Genomic DNA, 16,081 nt, shown 5'->3' with positions numbered 1-16,081 from the left:
GCAAGGCTAAACCCCGCCTCGCCTCGCAGTCCTTTAGATCGATCTCGCTGTCCAGCCATAGCGGGCCACGTAGGTCACGAAGGTGATGGTTTGGCTCCCCCGCTCCTGCCACGTCACGGTGACGGTGACCCGCAGGAGGTCGGGCAACCCCGGCACTGTCGCGACGGCAATGGTGCCTCTGCCCTGCGGGAGGGCACCGCTCGGACTCGCAGGGGCGATGTTGTTGGTCCACTGGGTGAAGTGAGCGAGGACGGATGCAGGAAGACCGCTCGGTGGTTCATTCCGCGTGTCCAGGTCGTGATACTTGAACACGGTGCCAAAGGGCTCGGTTCGAATTCTCTCGATCATTGCCTGGGCCAGGGAGGAGGCCTGGCTCATGTGCCCCCCGTATTGGATATTCTGTAAGGCCGTGGGAAAGAGGCCCACGACCCCGAGGATCCCCACCGTGATGATGACGGTTGCCAGCAGAACCTCGGGCAGGGTAAGGCCCGCCATGCCGCGAAGCGGATTCCTCATGGACAGTCCCCCACCTTGCACACCCTGACGCGGCCAGAAGGCGCGGCCACCACCTGGAAGCTTCCCGTCTCGTTGGTCAACGTAGTGGTGCCGCCGTTGACTCCCCCTCTCGCCTCAAAAGTGAACTTGCCCCCCGCATTGTCGCTGATCGCTATCCCATCGGGGAGATCGGCCCGCACCACATCCAGCTTCCATAAGGGTGCCTCTTCTCGCTCCAAGAGATAACCTCCCTTGGGGACCGGACTGTCGCAGCCTGAAAGACAGATGCGGTGCCGCACTTGGGTGGTGACCGCCTTCTGGCGGGCCAGGCGCAGGTCTCCCGCGAGCTCCCAGGCCGCCACCCGAAGCCGGTAAGACTCGATGACCCCGAGGAACCAGGGCATAGCCACCCCCGCCATAACCACCAAGAGGGTGACGATTATCAGGATCTCTATGAGGGTGACCCCTCGCTGGCCTCCACGCACCGGAAGACCTCTATGGGATCGGCGGGAACGAGTATTCCTTTCCCTCTTCCAAGATATGACACTCCGGGACAAGCTGCTTGAGCTCCTCAGCGATCTCTGAGACGTATGGGGGTTTCATGTGGTAGACATAGACGCTCGCCTTCACATCGCCCTTGGCAAGCTCCCCCTTCAGACCCTGAGGTGTGAGATGTCCGCTCAGGTCGGCCAGGTGCTGCAGCCGGTTGGGAAAACTGGTCCCGATCATGACCGCCCGTAAATTCGGCATCCCCTTCACCATGTGCCAGACCGCCTCCGTGGGACCGGTATCTCCGAGGTGCAACAGAGTCCCGAAATCCCCCTCGAGGAGATAGCCGAGGCTGACCACCGTATGCGAGAGACGGATTGGGGTAACCCGGAAATGGCCGAGAGGGGTCGCCGTGCCCTCGGAGATGGCCCGGAAATCGAGGATCGGCATATGGGAGTTGGGGATTTCGGTAAAGTCGGGCCACAATACGTTATTGAGCAGCGATGTCTTGAGTGCCTCGAGGACCGGCTCGATACTGTAAACGGAAATTGGTCGGTCGCGCCGCCCAAATACGTTGTCCGCCAGGTGGCAGAGCCCCCGGACGTGATCCAAGTGAGAGTGGGTCAGGAGGACCGACTCGATCTTCAACTGAGCCGGAATCTCCAGGACAGCACACACTGACCCCGCATCGATGAGCACGGTATCATCCACGAGGAAGCTAGAGAGGTGATACCCCGGGGCCTCACCTCCAGAGCATCCAAGAACCCGGTACCTCATGGAATCCCCTCGGATACCCGTTGGACGGACATAATACCCCTTTGCTCCCCAGCCCCCTTTTGCAGAACCCACAACGCTGCCGAGCTAATCCGTCCCTGCCGATAGGCGCGGAGAAAAGCCTCGACCACATCCAGGTCAAATTGTGTCCCGGCGCCTCGTTCGATCTCGTTGGCGGCCGCCTCGTCGCTCAATCGTGGCCGATATGGGCGGTCAGTGGTTATCGCATCGAACGTATCGGCAACGGCGATCACCCGGGACGCCAGAGGGATTTCTTCTCCCTTCAAGCCCTCTGGATACCCCAGTCCATCGCAGCGCTCCTGGTGATACCGCACAGCCGGGATCACCGCTTCGAGTTGCTTAATATGAGCGAGGATCTCCGCCCCGATTTCTGGATGCTCGCGGATGTGGGCCATCTCTTCTGGGGAGAGCGGCCCGTGCTTTTGCAGGACCCCGTCCCGGATGCCGATCTTCCCCACATCGTGGAGGATGGCAGAGAGATGGATGGTTTCCATCTCCTCGACACTTAAGCCTAATTCTTCTCCGAGGATCAGGGAGACCTCGACAACACGCCGTACGTGGCCCCCCGTATACGGATCCCGCTTCTCGATTGCCTCGGCCAGTGTCGCCACCGTGCCGAAAAAGGTCGTCTTCACTTCTTCATAGAGCCGAGAGTTTTCGATGGCGATACCAACCTGGCGGGCCAGGGATTCAAATAGGCGCTGATCCTCGACCGTGAAAGGGCGAGCGCTTAACCGATTAATTGCCTGAAGGACCCCGATGATCCGATTCCGGCTCTTGAGGGGTACGCAGATCATGTTCCGCGTTGTGAAATGCGTACGGACGTCGACCCGGCGGAGAAAGCGGGCATCGCGGTCCACACTGTTTACGACGGCTGGTTTTCCCGTTTTGGCAACCCACCCGGCGATTCCCTCTCCGACTTTGAGCCGGACCTCCTTCACCTCTCCCCCCCGCTCTCCTAAAGCCACCTCAAAGACCATTTCGTCACCGTCTTCGTTCAGGAGGAGGAGAGACCCAACTTCGCACTCCATGAGACGGGTAGCGGCCTCGACCGTACGCCTCAGGACCTCCGAGAACTGCAGGGTGGAGTTCAAGATGGCACTCAGCTCCATGAGAGTTGAAAATTGCCCTACCTGTTTTGACGCCTCAGAATAGAGCCTGGCATTCTCCATGACCATCCCGAGCTGGTGCCCTACGGTCGTGAGAAGCTCTGCGTCCTGGAGGTGGAAGGGAGGGGCTGACGGTGGGCGGAGCAACTCGAGCAAACCAATCATGCGTCCGGAGATCTGCAGAGGGATGACAAGAAGAGACGCTCGGCCTCCCTTGAAGCGTGGCATCTCCCAGCCAGGTGGCGGGGCCGTCAGCGTTTTGAGGAGTGTGGTCCGGCCACCCGTGAAGATCTGCCTGCGGTAGCCCTGTTTGAGGGAGACATTTCCAAGAGGCATCGCAGACCCGTTTTTTGCCCCCTGGATTCCGAAGAGAACCCTCTTCTCGTCCGGATTGATCAGGAGTAGGGACCCATGATCGGCAGCCACCGCATCGAGAACCATCTCGAGAAGGACAGGGAAAAGAGAGCCGAGTTCCAAAGTAGAGGTGGAGACCCGCCGGATCCCTTGGAGAAGTCTGACCCGGAGTTCCTGGGCCCCGATGTGGTTCTCCAAGGCGGTGATCTGCTCTTGCTGATGGTTGATCTGCCGCTGGTAGAGGGTGAGGAGCCGTCGTATCGTCCCTTGGGATTCCCGCCCTGTCCTTCGGACCTGTTGATGCTTACGCACCTCTCCTCCTACTGTACGGCCTGCTTCAAGGCTCGGACAAATCCGGCCACTTCCTTGACCATACCTGGCTTTCCGCGGCCTCGCTCGATACGCTCGACGATGGCCGATCCAACGATCACCCCATCGGCGAGCCGAGCCACCGTGGACGCCTGCGCGGGTGTGCTGATGCCAAAGCCAACGGCAATAGGCTTGTCGGTCAACCGTCGGAGGCGATTGAGGGAGCCTTCGAGACCTGCCTCAACGGTATCCCTCGCCCCCGTCACCCCCTTCAGGGAAACGTAGTAAATGTATCCTCGAGAACACTCCACGATCTGGCGGAGTCGGGCATCGGTACTCGTAGGTGCCGCCAGGAAAATCGTATGAATCCCCGAAGCTTCACAACACCTCGGAATCTCTTGCGCCTCTTCAGGAGGTAAGTCTGGGATGACAACTCCATCCACCCCCACACTACCCGCCCGTGTCGCAAACTCTTGAGCACCCATGCGAAGGATCGGATTGACGTAACTCATGAGGATCACAGGGATTTGGGAACGCACACGGATCCGGTCCACCAAGGCGATAACCCCTTTGAGTGTGACTCCGTGTTCGAGGGCCCGTTGACTAGCTCGCTGAATCGTAGTCCCGTCGGCCAGGGGGTCGGAAAAGGGGACACCGAGCTCGAGCAGATCTGCCCCTGCTTCCTCAAAGGCCCAGACCATTTCCTGGGTGGTCGCGAAATCCGGATCCCCTGCGGTGATGAAGGGTATTAAGGCCTTTCGTTTGCTCGCCCGGATTTCCTGAAAGCGTTGATCGATCCGATTCATCACTTTTGTTTGCGTTTCGCGTTCAGGCCTCGTGGCTGCCCATTTGGAAGGGCCCGACCTGCTCTTTGTCACCTGCTGCTCGTGAAGCATCAATTAACCCAGACACGAGCTCAACGTCCTTGTCACCCCGGCCAGAAAGATTGATCAGCAGCGTGCTGTCCGCTCCCATCTCCGGAGCTAGTTTGGTCGCGTAGGCAATCGCGTGGGCACATTCAAGGGCCGGGATGATGCCTTCCAGGCCCGCAAGGAGTCGGAATCCCTCGAGGGCCTCCTGGTCGCTCACATAAACATACTCTGCGCGGCCAATCTCCCTCAGGTAGGTGTGCTCGGGTCCCACCGCGGGGTAGTCGAGGCCCGCCGATACACTATGGGTGGTTCGGATCTGGCCATTCTCGTCTTGGAGAACGTAACTCAGGGTCCCGTGAAGGACCCCGGGTTCTCCGGCGGCGAAGCGAGCAGCATGCTTTCCCGATTCGATTCCTAACCCTCCCGCCTCGACCCCGATCATCCGGACATCGCTATCCTCGATGAACGGATAAAACAGGCCAATGGCGTTCGAGCCCCCGCCCACACAGGCGAGCAGCGTATCAGGAAGGTGTCCCTCTGCCTCCAGCATCTGGGCCCGGGCTTCACGGCCGATCACCGACTGAAAATCGCGCACCATCATGGGGAAGGGGTGAGGCCCGAGGGCAGACCCTAGGACATAGTGAGTGTGATCGACATTCGTGACCCAGTCCCGCATCGCCTCGTTGATGGCGTCTTTTAACGTCCGACTTCCCGCTTCCACCGGCCTCACCTCGGCCCCCAGGAGCCGCATCCGAAACACGTTGAGGGCCTGCCGTTGCATGTCTTCGGTCCCCATGTAGATCTGGCATTCAAGGCCAAAAAGGGCTGTTGCCGTCGCCGTCGCCACCCCGTGTTGTCCTGCTCCTGTTTCCGCAATCACTCTCCGCTTTCCCATCCGGCAGGTCAGCAGCACCTGTCCGAGGGTGTTATTAATTTTATGGGCGCCAGTATGGCAGAGGTCTTCCCTTTTGAGATAGATCTTTGCTCCGCCTAGCTTCTCTGTGAGACGCCGGGCAAGGTAGAGGGGAGTGGGCCTGCCCGCGTATCTTTGCAAATAATAGTCCAATTCCGCCTGAAACCCTGGATCTTGTTGGGCCTCGCGGTATGCCCGCTCGAGATCCTCAAGGGGTCCCATCAAGGTTTCGGGAACGTACCGTCCCCCATATCGGCCAAAATGTCCGCTAGGATCTGGAAAGTGCCAGCTCATCCTTCCTCCCTCACGCGTGCTACAAAATCCCGAACTTTCTGAGGATCTTTGCGGCCTGGTTCCACCTCCACACCGCTTGAAACATCTACACCATGCGGACCGACCTTCCGAATCACCTGTGCCACGTTTCCTGGGGTGAGGCCTCCAGAGACAATCACATGTCCGAAGGCTTTTGCGCGTGTCGCTAGCTCAAGAGGAAACGTTTTACCGGTCCCTCCTACTCTTTCCTCAACAAAAGTGTCTAGTAGATACGCCTGGACACGATATGCCTGAAGGTCCGGAAGACCTTGGCCCCCGCCGACGCGAAAGGCCTTAATGACCGATCCTGTGAGGGAACGGCAATATTCCGGAGACTCGAGACCGTGAAGCTGGATTGTCAGGAAGCCACAGTGGTGCATGAGACGCTCGACTTCCTCGATGGGGTGATCGGCAAAGACCCCCACCGGGGTGATCCAGGGCGAAAGATCTTTGATGATTCCCCGAGCCGTGTCCGAATCGACGTACCGGGGGGTGTCCGGGACGAAAATAAACCCGAGGGCATCGGCGCCCGCTTCGGCTGCGAGCTCCGCATCCCTCCTGTTGGTTATGCCACAGATTTTAACGCGAACCCTCATGCTCCGTCCCCAAGAGTTCTCGGGCCTTCGCCGCTACATCTCGGGCTCGGAGCAGTCCCTCCCCGACTAAGATGGCATCTACCCCGGCCGCCTCGAGGCGACGAACTTCCGTTCGGTCAGTGATGCCGCTCTCGCTGACCACTACCCGATCTGGCGGAATTTCCGGGAGCAACAGGAAAGTCGTTTCGAGAGACACATGAAAGGTCTTAAGGTCCCGATTATTTATTCCCACGATGGGCGCCTTGGCGGCCACAGCTCTATGGAGCTCCTCCGAATTGTGAACCTCGGTAAAGGGATGCAGTCCCAGTTCCTGCGAGAGGCCTAAAAGGTCCTGCAGCGGCTGGGTGTCCAAGAGAGCTGCGATCAGAAGGATAGCATCGGCGCCGGACCTACGGGTCTCGTATACCTGGTACGGATCGAGGATAAAGTCCTTGCGCAGGATCGGAAGGGAGACGATCGCCTTCACTTGTGCCAGATCGTGGAGACTCCCCCGGAAAAAGGGTTCGTCGGTGAGAACGGAAAGTGCCACCGCCCCGGCCCCCGAATAGGCGTGCACGATCTGCTCGAGGTTGAAATCCTGGCGAATGATCCCCTGCGACGGAGATGCACGCTTCACTTCAGCGATCAACCGGATTCCCCCACCCCGTGACCGGCGTTGGAGGGCATGGTGAAAGTCGCGTGGGGGCGGAAGATCTTGAATCTGAGCCTGGAGATCTCGGAGCGGGACCGTTGCCTTTCGGGAGGCTACTTCTTCTCGCTTTGCTTCTACGATCCTTTCCAGAATCATTCTCACCCTCGGCCGTTCCTATGGGCCATCACCGATCAGCTGTCAGTAGTCAGCTCAGCGCTCCTCGGTGCCAATTCCTGCTTGCTGATACATGACTCCTTATGGCTGATTGTGTACAGTTCCGCCTTCTTGGTGACAGAAGGCTACCACCTTCTCCAATTTTGTCCAGGCAGCTCCGCTATCTATAGAGTGTTCTGCAGCTGCGATCCCGCCCTGAATATTTTGCGCTCCCCCGCCAGCTGCTATGGCGGCAGCCGCGTTCACGAGAACGATGTCCCGTTTAGGCCCGCGGGCCCCTTGAAGGATCTTTCGTATGACCTCCGCGTTTGTGGTCGCATCACCCCCCTGGAGGTCCAACAGCGTTCCTCGGGGAATTCCAAAGTCCTCCGGCTGAACGTAAAAGGTTCGGATCCGTCCCTCTACCACCTCGGAGATTTTGGTCTCCCCGACAGTAGAGATCTCGTCGAGGCCCTCCTTCCCATGAACGACAAAGGCCCGGTAGCAACCCAGCTCTCTTAAAACGTCGGCCAAAATATCAGTGAGGCCTGCCTCAGAGACTCCGATCACCTGAGCAGAGGCCCCGGCAGGATTGGTGAGCGGGCCAAGGATATTGAACAGGGTCCGGATCCGGATCCGGCGGCGAGTCGACATCACATGCTTCATCGCCTGGTGAAGCAGGGGCGCAAAAAGAAATCCGATCCCGACCTCATCGATGCATCGGCCTACCCGCTCGGCGGGGAGATCGAGGGAGATACCTAGTGCTTCGATGACGTCGGCGCTGCCGCACAACCCGAAGATAGAGCGGTTGCCATGCTTGGCAACTGGAATCCCTGCCCCACTAGCCACAAATGCGGCTGCCGTGGAGATATTGAAAGTTCCTTTCGCGTCTCCCCCCGTCCCGCAGGTATCCACGAGCATCCGATCGCCGGGACGGGGGGCGGCCCGACCCCCTGAGTACCGAGTGTGAACAGCGGTCACTTTTCCCCGCATAACCTGGACAAAGCCGCAGAGCTCCTCCACCGTTTCACCCTTCATCCGCATAGCGGTGAGGAAGGCCGCAATTTCGGCATCGGATGCGCGACCGGTCATAAGAAACTCCATGACCATGTAGGCCTCATCCCGGCTGAGATCCTGCCGCCCAACCACCTTCTGGAGTACCTCAACGATCATCGCATCAGCCATCCAGCAGTTCGCAATCAGTAATCAGCTGCTCGTCCGTTGACTCCGGTGCTGAAAAGTGACTGCTTCACAGCCTGAGGAGATTCCTGAGAAGGTCCTTCCCAACAGCGGTCAGGATCGACTCGGGGTGGAACTGGACTCCCTCTACCAAGTGGTCCTTGTGGCGAAGCCCCATCACCTCACCTTCGGTAGTTTCTGCCGAAACCTCCAGGCAGGCGGGAAGGCTCTCTCGCTCGACCAGCAGGCTATGGTAGCGGGTCGCCTCGAAGGGATTCGGAAGATCCCGAAAGAGGGTTCGCCCGTCATGGTGGATCGGAGAGGTTTTCCCGTGCATGAGGCGTCCGGCCCGAACGATCCTTCCGCCAAAGGCCGCCCCTATGCACTGGTGTCCTAAACAGACCCCCAGGATGGGAATGCAGCCAGCAAAGTGACTGATGATTCCGCAAGAAACCCCTGCCTCCTTTGGGGTGCAGGGACCGGGAGAAATAACGATCCGGGCAGGTCGGAGCTCCTCCACCTCTTTCAGAGTAATCTTGTCATTCCGGACCACCCGGACTTTTTCACCGAGCTCCCCGAGGTATTGAACCAGGTTGAACGTGAACGAGTCGTAATTGTCAATTACCAGGATCATGTTGGTTCACAGTTCACGGTTCACATTTTACGGTCTATGGTCCAACGTCCAATGTCGAAAAGCAACGAGCTACGCGCTACGCCGGTCGTCGGACTTCGGCGAGCTCCCTTCGGGTCTGAGCCTCAGGGTCGAAGACAGTCGGGCCGTCAACGCTCATCAGATCACGGGCGAACTGTCCAGGCCTCCCTCCGTCATCTCGATCGCCCGAAGCATGGCCGCCGCCTTGTTCAAGGTCTCCTGGTACTCCCGCTCCGGTTCCGAGTCGGCCACAATCCCAGCTCCCACCTGGATCCAGGCCCGTTCTTTGGCGAACAGGATTGTCCGGATGGTAATGCAGATATCCATATTACCTGAAAAGCTAACGTAGCCGATCGCCCCTGCGTATGGACCTCGCCTGACCGGTTCTTGTTCTTCGATGATCTCCATGGCGCGGATCTTCGGAGCCCCCGTTACCGTCCCGGCCGGGAACGACGCTCGGAGTAAATCAAAGACGTCCCGGCCTTCCGCGAGTTGGCCCCGAACATTTGATACGATATGCATCACATGCGAGTAGCGCTCGATCACCATGAGCTCGTTCACCTTTACGCTCCCCGGCACCGCGACGCGGCCCACATCGTTACGCCCAAGATCCACTAACATAATATGCTCCGCCCGTTCCTTGGGGTCCCCTAAGAGCTCCGCTTCCAGGACACGGTCTTCGGTTTCGTCCCGGCCCCGTGGCCTGGTCCCCGCAATGGGGCGAAGGTCGATTTCCCCCTCTGCTAACCGGACCAAGACCTCAGGGGAGCTTCCTGCCAGCGAGAGATCTCCCAAGCGCAGAAAGTACATGTAGGGCGAGGGATTAACGATCCTCAGAGCCCGATAGACGTCAAAGGGTTGAGCAACTGTCTTCACCTCAAGCCGCTGCGAGAGGACTGCCTGGATAATATCCCCCGCCTCCACATAATCCTTGCATCTGCGGACTGCCTGGCAGAATTCCTCACGGGTAAAGGTCGACTTCACCTCAGACGATCGGGACGGCAGCGGAGCGATCATCGCCCGATCCAGAGGCTTGCATAGATCAGCGACCAGCGCTTCGATCTTTGAGAGAGCAAGATCGTAAGCGGCGTCTACCGTACTCGACGCTGTGTCCGGTACAAAAGCATTGGATACGACCTGAATCCGCTGACTCAGGTTGTCAAAAATGAGTAGTGTATCCGTGAGAAGGAACAGGGCATCGGGTAGCGCCAGATCGTCCTTGGCGAGGTCAGGCAGGGCCTCGAAAAAGCGGACCGCGTCATAGGCGAGATACCCGACCATGCCGCCGAAGAACCGGGGAAGACCGTCCACTTTTACAGGTCGATAAACGCTGAGTACTTCCTTCACGAGATCCAAGGGATCCGTGACGATTCTCTTCTCTGGCGGTGAGCCAGATCGCAGTATCTCCCCCTCCCGTCCCTTACTTCGGATCACCAAAGAGGGGTTGCGACCCAAGAAGCTATAGCGGGCCCACTTCTCTCCTCCCTGGACACTCTCGAGCAGAAAAGCATACTTCCCCCCTCCGATCTTCAAAAAGGCCGAAACCGCCGTCTCAGTATCGGCCAGAACCTCCCGATAGACCGGGATGAGATTCCCGATTCGGGTTTTTGCCTTAAACTGCTCACGGGACGGGTAATACATAGTAAAAACCTCGAGAGAGTGAACGATAACCTAGCATAAATAAAAGGAAATGTCAAGACCCATTCCGCTCCAGGTCTTGCGTACTTCGCACACAAACTAGTCGAGGTTGATGGCAAGGGTGCGAACACAAACATTTTGGGGGAAAGTCTGGTCCGCAACTGACCGACGAAATCAGTCGAGGTGGGCGCCGATTTTTGACTGGATCACTCCGCGGGGAACTGCTCCAATCACCTGATCAACCCGCTCACCCCCCCTGAAAAACAGGAGGGTCGGGATGCTCCGAATGCCAAGGCGAGCCGCCGTCTGGGGGTTTTCATCAACATTCAGCTTCGCGATTGTCACTTTCCCGGCGTACTCCTGGGCCAGCTCTTCAAGAATGGGTGCAATCATGCGGCAGGGGGCACACCACTCCGCCCAAAAATCGACGATCGTGAGCCCCTGACCGTCAACTACCCTTTGCTTGAAATCTGCATCGGTTACCTGTACAACGTTCTCGGTTGCCATGTTTTCCCCCTGAATGAATTATCTTATCTACGCATTTGTGGTTGGAAGCCGATGATATCCCCAGGTTCCCTTTCCTGTCAAGACTCTGTAATCTTTCAACATGTCCTGAAGCACGAAACCGGTGGTAGCTCCTTAAACGTGTTCGAAGAGACCCGAGGCAAATGAAACGTCCGGTTCACACGCGCATTTCCTGTGTTAGGAGGATTCATAGCATCTCACAGATCTGGACAACACGCAAAATACAGCTGTAGAATCTGGAATTGGGCGTATGCCGTGCTGCCGACGTCTGGGGAACCCTAACGAGAACAGGCGGTTTTCGGTGTTCCATCCTTGAGGTCTACTGGTGCGGATCAAGACTGCTCATAAGATTTTGATTTCCAGCGCCATTGTATTCTTTATATTCTTTGGGATCTGGGAGTTAAAAGATTATGCCAAGACGGGGGAGATAGGAGCCCTCGGAATTGGTCTCCTCTCGGTGCTGGTCGCGGTCGGCTTTGTCATCTACTTCCGCTCGCTCACATGCAAAGACTTTTAACCTTAAGGGAGTAATCTCATGCCCGTGGGACGGTACCAGAAAGACCGGGAAACGGATTGGTGGTTGCATGAGGTCGAAAGGAGGCTCGGCCATCGCTTCCGCAGGCCCGGTTTGCTGCGTGCTGCGCTTACGCACCCCTCGGTGGGTGCAGAGGGGAGGACCTTCGAACGTCTGGAGTTTTTGGGTGATGCGATCCTTACGTTTTTCCTTGGCCTGCATTTGTACCAGAGCCATCCCGATCTCGCTCCAGGCAGACTCACCCGACTTCGCGCCAGTGTGGTGAATCGCACGACCTTAGCGCGCGCAGCGACTCAACTAGGGCTACCCACACTGCTCCGGCTTGGCAAGGGGGAGGAGCCGGGGGGCCGCGAGCGAATTTCGGTGCGTGCCGCAGCTTTTGAAGCAGTCGTGGCCGCTCTCTATCTCGATCGAGGGCTCGCCGCCGTTCGCACCTTCCTCAAGCAGCATCTGCTTCCCCTGTGCAAGCCCGACGACACTCTTGATCATAAGTCTGAACTCCAAATGTATTTGCAGGCCGTTCTCAGAGTAGTCCCGCGGTACCGCTTGCTTCGGCACCGGGGCCCTCCACATGCGCCTCGCTTCGAGGTCGAAGTAGCGGCGGGAGGACAAAAACTGGCGACGGGTCAAGGGGGAAGTCGACGGGAGGCCGAGCGGTCTGCAGCGCGAGCCGCCATGGCCATCATACGGAGAGACCCCAATATTTTGGGTTCATCCTCGGAATGACCACATGATTTTGTGTAATTTTTCTTGACACGAGGAAATACCTGCGCTAGGCTGGCACAAATTAATTAAGATTCTGAAGTCCTGGTTCCAACCACTTAAGTCTAAAGCTTTTTCTTCTGTTTCGTTTAGACGTCGGACGGTGGACCCAGAGGAGGCTGATGTACCTCAGCAATTTGACCGTTTTCGGGTTTAAGTCCTTCATCGATCGCCTAACAATCGATTTCCAATTAGGGATAACCGCCCTTGTAGGACCCAACGGCTGTGGTAAGAGCAACATTGTCGACGCCATCCGCTGGGTATTGGGAGAACAGAGCCCAAAGGCCCTCCGGGGGGACCGCATGGAGGATCTGATCTTCGCCGGCAATACGCACCGGAAGGCGGTGGGTATGGCTGAAGTTTCCTTCACCCTGTCGGATATTAACGGCCAGCTGGCGGTCCCTTACAGTGAATTAACCGTCACCCGCCGTCTCTACCGATCTGGCGAAAGTGAATACCTCTTGAATCAAGTCCCGTGTCGCCTCAAAGACATCACCAGCCTCTTCCTCGATACCGGTCTCGGGCGGGAACCTTACGCCATTATAGAGCAGGGGGCCATCAGTTCCCTGTTGGCCTCAAAGCCGGCCGACCGTCGGGCCCTTCTCGAGGAGGCGGCAGGGGTCATGTCCTACAAGGTGAAGCGGAAGACTGCCCTGAGCCGACTCGATGCGGCGGAACAAAACCTGCTGAGGGTCAGGGACGTCCTTCGGGAGATCGAACGACAAAGAAATTCGCTGCACCGCCAGGCGAAAAAGGCAGAGCAGCATCAGCGCACGGTGCTTAGGCTCAAGGAGGTCCAGATCCTCCTCTTGCTCAAGGAAGATCGGCGCCTCGAAGAAGATCTCAACGCTGTCATTTATCAGGAAAAGCAGCTGGCCGAAGCCCAGGAGGTGTCTCAGCTCCGGGTCTCTACAGAGGAGACCTCCCAGGAGGGTGGCCGCCTCCGCGAGCTGGACCTTGAGAAGCGGATCGCCGCCGGTCAGGAAGGACGTTACACCCTGCGAGCCCAACGGCAGCGTGAGGAAGCGGAAGTACGGTCCCGGGAGGAGCAACTCCACAACTTGAGGCAGCGGGGAGAGGATCGGCGGCAGGAGCTTGCAGCTCTTGCCGAGCGCCTCGAACGTCTGCTTCAGGATCTTAAGGCAGACGCAGAAACGCGGGATCTGACGGAGGCGGAACTCGAGGCTGCTCTCCAGGAGACGCAGGGATTGACCGATGCCTTGTCCAGCGTGGAGGCAGAGGTTCTCCAGAATGAAGAGGCCTTGACAGGACACAAGAAGGATATTCTAGCACTCACCGATCACCTGGTGAGCCAGCGAAACCATTTCGCTTCACTCACGGAACGGCACAGGCTCCTCTGCCAGGAGAGAGAGACTCTCGAGCGGCAGTTTGCCGCTTGTGGCGAAGAGGCAAACGCCGAAACAATCCACGAACAAGAACTTACCGCCCACTTACAAGGAATCGAGCGCCAGATCGAGAACCTGATCAGCGAACGAGAATCCTCAGCCCAAGAACTCTCTAGCCTCCATGTCCAGCAAGAAGTGTTGAGCGGACGACGGGCGGCTTTCCGTGAAGAACTCAGTGGACTCGAGAGTCGCTTTCACTCTCTTGAGGAACTCGAGGCGAGCCTTGCAGGACTGAGCGAAGGACAGCAGTTCCTCCTCAGAGGTAAAGCGGAGCAGGTAGCAGTCTGCCAGGTGATTGAAGGTCCTCTCTCCAAGTATATTCGAGTCGAAGCCATCTGGGAGAAGGCTATAGAGGCCCTCTTGGGTGATCTCCAACAGGGGCTCCTCACCGCGACCGCCGCCGATGCCCTTTCCCTCCTCCGCTATCTGGAGGAAGAGGGGAATGGCTGGGCGACCCTGCTGCCCCGTCAGACGGAGTGGCTAACCGAAAGTGAAGATGCATCCCGCCTTCAGGAAGCACTGGAGAGGGCGGTTGCCTCTCTCGACGGCGAGGTGAGTCAACGAGTCGTCGGGCCCGCGCTCCAGCTCGTGGAGGCACCGGCAACCCTGCGACCCCTCCTCCAGGCTCTCCTGGGAGATGCCTTGATCGTGCAGGACCTTTCCACCGCTGTAACCCTCATCCGGAACCTCCCTCGGCCTGTCCGGGTGGCGACGACATCGGGTGTCGTGCTGAACTCGTGGGGTCCCATCCATGGTGGAAAAACTACCGCCGTAAGCCTCCTGAGCCGGAGAAGGGAGTTAGAAGAGCTTCCCACGGTGATTGCTCGGGTGACCGACCAACTTCATGCGGTGGAAGGCGAATGGGCGACTCTTCAAGAGGCACTTTCGCAATGCCGCCAGGTATTGAGTACGCAGGAGCAAGCCCTCAAAGGTGCCGAAGAGGCCCGGCGCGAGGTAGAACGATCTTTAGCCGAGGTCCGCACAGTTGCCTCCCGGCTCGGACGCCAGATGGAGTTATTAAATTCTGAGCGAGCGGAGATGGAACAGGAAATAAGCGACCTCGCCAGTACGGTCGAAGAGGTTCAGAAGGAACTGCAGGTGCTGGATCGGCAGGAGAAGACGTTCAAGACCGAATCGGCCGACCAAGACCACCAGGTCAGCCTCCTTCGAGCAAGACAGCAAGAGCTTCAGCGAGAAGTGGCAGAGGTTCGAGTTCGTTCGATCTCCCTTCAGGAACGGAGAGAAGCCCTAGCCCGCTCCATGGACCGCCTCGAATCCGATCTGGCCAGAGAACGGAGGCGAGAGGCAGAAATTCGTCATGAGGAGGAGGAGGGGCGGTCTCGCGAGGAACGACTCGCCGAAGAGATCGTCTCCCTCCAGCAGTCCCTGGGGGCCCTACAGCAGCAGGAGGTCAAAGAGGTTCAGGCGGTCCAAGTACTTCAGGATGAGCGGGATCGGCTCCGGCAGGATCTATTTGTCCACGAGGAGGCTTTGAAAAATGCCAGGCGCGATCTCACCGACCTGCAGCAGCAGCGAGCCTCGATCGCCACGAAACAGGCGACCATACACACAGAGCGTTCGCTCCTCCAGAAACGCTTACAGGAAGAAGTAAGAGAGGAGGCTGATCTTCAGAACCTCACTCACACAGAAGATCCATCGCAGGATCCGGAGTCGCTCGAGCAGGAAGGAGAAGAGCTCCGCCAGAAAATGGCTACCATGGGCCCGATCAACATGGCTGCGTTAGAGGAGTATGAGGCACTTTCCGAACGGTACCGTTTTCTGACAGATCAGGCGGAAGATCTCAGCACATCTGTCACCTCGCTCAAGGCCACCATTGCTGAGATTAATCAGACAACTAAGCAGCGCTTTGAGCAGACCCTGAACGCTATCAACGAACACCTCAACCGCTTCTGGCAGCGTCTCTTCGGCGGTGGCGAGGCAGAGCTTGTCCTCAGCCAGGGAGAGGAGACTGAGGAGCCGGGGGTGGAAATCCGAGTGCGGATCCCTGGAAAGCAAACTACCGTCCTCTCACTCCTCTCCGGCGGTGAGAAGACCCTCGGTGCCATCTCCCTCCTCATGGCCCTGTGGGCCGTACGCCCCAGCCCTTTTGTCGTCCTGGATGAGGTGGATGCTGCTTTGGATGATCAGAACGTGGATCGCTTTGTATCCCTCCTTCTCGATCTCGCCTCTCTCTCCCAGTTCATCCTCATCACACACCACCCCCGGACCATCGAGGTGGCGAGTCTGCTCTACGGGATCACCATGGAGGAGCCGGGGGTTTCGAAACTCATCTCGGTTCGGCTCGGGCCACATGCGGAGCAGAAAGTCAGCGCGTCCACTTCCTAACCGCAGCCGA

At 58.2% G+C, this 16,081-nt stretch carries 15 protein-coding genes; 3 read left to right on the top strand and 12 right to left on the bottom strand.

Going from position 1 to position 16,081, the window contains the following annotated elements; translation table 11 throughout:
• Positions 1–33: 33 nt before the first annotated feature.
• From O6929_07865 to trxA, 12 genes are all read right to left on the bottom strand, one after another.
• Entirely contained in the window at positions 34–516 is a 483-nt protein-coding gene (locus O6929_07865) for a hypothetical protein (protein ID MCZ6480303.1), read from the bottom strand.
• A complete protein-coding gene (locus tag O6929_07860; GenBank protein ID MCZ6480302.1) occupies positions 513–980 on the bottom strand; it encodes a GspH/FimT family pseudopilin in 468 nt (155 codons plus the stop codon). Before O6929_07860 ends, O6929_07865 begins: the two co-directional genes overlap by 4 nt.
• Before the next feature lie 10 nt (positions 981–990).
• Entirely contained in the window at positions 991–1,761 is a 771-nt protein-coding gene (locus O6929_07855) for a 3',5'-cyclic-nucleotide phosphodiesterase (protein ID MCZ6480301.1), read from the bottom strand.
• Positions 1,758–3,554, bottom strand: coding sequence for a GAF domain-containing protein (locus tag O6929_07850; GenBank protein MCZ6480300.1), 1,797 nt, complete (start codon positions 3,552–3,554; stop codon positions 1,758–1,760). Before O6929_07850 ends, O6929_07855 begins: the two co-directional genes overlap by 4 nt.
• Before the next feature lie 8 nt (positions 3,555–3,562).
• A complete protein-coding gene (gene trpA, locus O6929_07845; GenBank protein MCZ6480299.1) occupies positions 3,563–4,357 on the bottom strand; it encodes a tryptophan synthase subunit alpha in 795 nt (264 codons plus the stop codon).
• Between the two features lie 22 nt (positions 4,358–4,379).
• Complete coding sequence (trpB, locus tag O6929_07840; protein ID MCZ6480298.1) at positions 4,380–5,630, bottom strand: tryptophan synthase subunit beta; 1,251 nt, start codon at positions 5,628–5,630, stop codon at positions 4,380–4,382.
• On the bottom strand, positions 5,627–6,244 hold the full coding sequence (locus O6929_07835; protein MCZ6480297.1) for a phosphoribosylanthranilate isomerase: 618 nt from the start codon (positions 6,242–6,244) through the stop codon (positions 5,627–5,629). The genes trpB and O6929_07835 overlap by 4 nt, the downstream gene beginning before the upstream one ends.
• Positions 6,228–7,031, bottom strand: coding sequence for an indole-3-glycerol phosphate synthase TrpC (trpC, locus tag O6929_07830; GenBank protein ID MCZ6480296.1), 804 nt, complete (start codon positions 7,029–7,031; stop codon positions 6,228–6,230). Before trpC ends, O6929_07835 begins: the two co-directional genes overlap by 17 nt.
• 99 nt (positions 7,032–7,130) lie before the next feature.
• A complete protein-coding gene (gene trpD / locus O6929_07825) occupies positions 7,131–8,213 on the bottom strand; it encodes an anthranilate phosphoribosyltransferase (protein ID MCZ6480295.1) in 1,083 nt (360 codons plus the stop codon).
• Positions 8,214–8,277: 64 nt separating this feature from the next.
• Complete coding sequence (locus O6929_07820; protein MCZ6480294.1) at positions 8,278–8,841, bottom strand: aminodeoxychorismate/anthranilate synthase component II; 564 nt, start codon at positions 8,839–8,841, stop codon at positions 8,278–8,280.
• 156 nt (positions 8,842–8,997) lie between these two features.
• Positions 8,998–10,500 carry an anthranilate synthase component I gene (gene trpE / locus O6929_07815; protein MCZ6480293.1) on the bottom strand — a complete coding sequence of 501 codons (1,503 nt, stop codon included), beginning with the start codon at positions 10,498–10,500 and terminating at the stop codon, positions 8,998–9,000.
• A gap of 171 nt (positions 10,501–10,671) precedes the next feature.
• Positions 10,672–11,004, bottom strand: coding sequence for a thioredoxin (trxA, locus tag O6929_07810; GenBank protein ID MCZ6480292.1), 333 nt, complete (start codon positions 11,002–11,004; stop codon positions 10,672–10,674).
• Positions 11,005–11,347: 343 nt separating this feature from the next.
• Here trxA and O6929_07805 point away from each other — a divergent pair, with 343 nt between their 5' ends.
• From O6929_07805 to smc, 3 genes are all read left to right on the top strand, one after another.
• Positions 11,348–11,539 (top strand): hypothetical protein, encoded by a 192-nt coding sequence (locus O6929_07805; GenBank protein MCZ6480291.1) that lies wholly within the window; start codon positions 11,348–11,350, stop codon positions 11,537–11,539.
• Positions 11,540–11,557: 18 nt separating this feature from the next.
• Positions 11,558–12,283, top strand: a complete 726-nt coding sequence (rnc, locus tag O6929_07800) for a ribonuclease III (GenBank protein ID MCZ6480290.1) — start codon at positions 11,558–11,560, stop codon at positions 12,281–12,283.
• A 158-nt stretch (positions 12,284–12,441) separates the two neighbouring features.
• Positions 12,442–16,071, top strand: coding sequence for a chromosome segregation protein SMC (gene smc / locus O6929_07795; GenBank protein MCZ6480289.1), 3,630 nt, complete (start codon positions 12,442–12,444; stop codon positions 16,069–16,071).
• The last annotated feature ends 10 nt before the right edge of the window (positions 16,072–16,081 follow it).

The organism is Candidatus Methylomirabilota bacterium, assembly GCA_027293415.1.
Classification (GTDB): domain Bacteria; phylum Methylomirabilota; class Methylomirabilia; order Methylomirabilales; family CSP1-5; genus CSP1-5.
Note: the sequence above shows the minus strand (reverse complement) of the source record. Positions and strands in the feature narration are given on the sequence as shown.

Bases quoted from the DNA above. Each gene is read 5' to 3' on its own strand.
- O6929_07865 (MCZ6480303.1), bottom strand. From the start codon at position 516: ATGAGGAATCCGCTTCGCGGCATGGCGGGCCTTACCCTGCCCGAGGTT.
- O6929_07855 (MCZ6480301.1), bottom strand. From the start codon at position 1,761: ATGAGGTACCGGGTTCTTGGATGCTCTGGAGGTGAGGCCCCGGGGTAT.
- trpA (MCZ6480299.1), bottom strand. From the start codon at position 4,357: ATGAATCGGATCGATCAACGCTTTCAGGAAATCCGGGCGAGCAAACGA.
- trpB (MCZ6480298.1), bottom strand. From the start codon at position 5,630: ATGAGCTGGCACTTTCCAGATCCTAGCGGACATTTTGGCCGATATGGG.
- O6929_07835 (MCZ6480297.1), bottom strand. From the start codon at position 6,244: ATGAGGGTTCGCGTTAAAATCTGTGGCATAACCAACAGGAGGGATGCG.
- trpC (MCZ6480296.1), bottom strand. From the start codon at position 7,031: ATGATTCTGGAAAGGATCGTAGAAGCAAAGCGAGAAGAAGTAGCCTCC.
- trpD (MCZ6480295.1), bottom strand. From the start codon at position 8,213: ATGGCTGATGCGATGATCGTTGAGGTACTCCAGAAGGTGGTTGGGCGG.
- O6929_07820 (MCZ6480294.1), bottom strand. From the start codon at position 8,841: ATGATCCTGGTAATTGACAATTACGACTCGTTCACGTTCAACCTGGTT.
- trpE (MCZ6480293.1), bottom strand. From the start codon at position 10,500: ATGTATTACCCGTCCCGTGAGCAGTTTAAGGCAAAAACCCGAATCGGG.
- trxA (MCZ6480292.1), bottom strand. From the start codon at position 11,004: ATGGCAACCGAGAACGTTGTACAGGTAACCGATGCAGATTTCAAGCAA.
- rnc (MCZ6480290.1), top strand. From the start codon at position 11,558: ATGCCCGTGGGACGGTACCAGAAAGACCGGGAAACGGATTGGTGGTTG.
- smc (MCZ6480289.1), top strand. From the start codon at position 12,442: ATGTACCTCAGCAATTTGACCGTTTTCGGGTTTAAGTCCTTCATCGAT.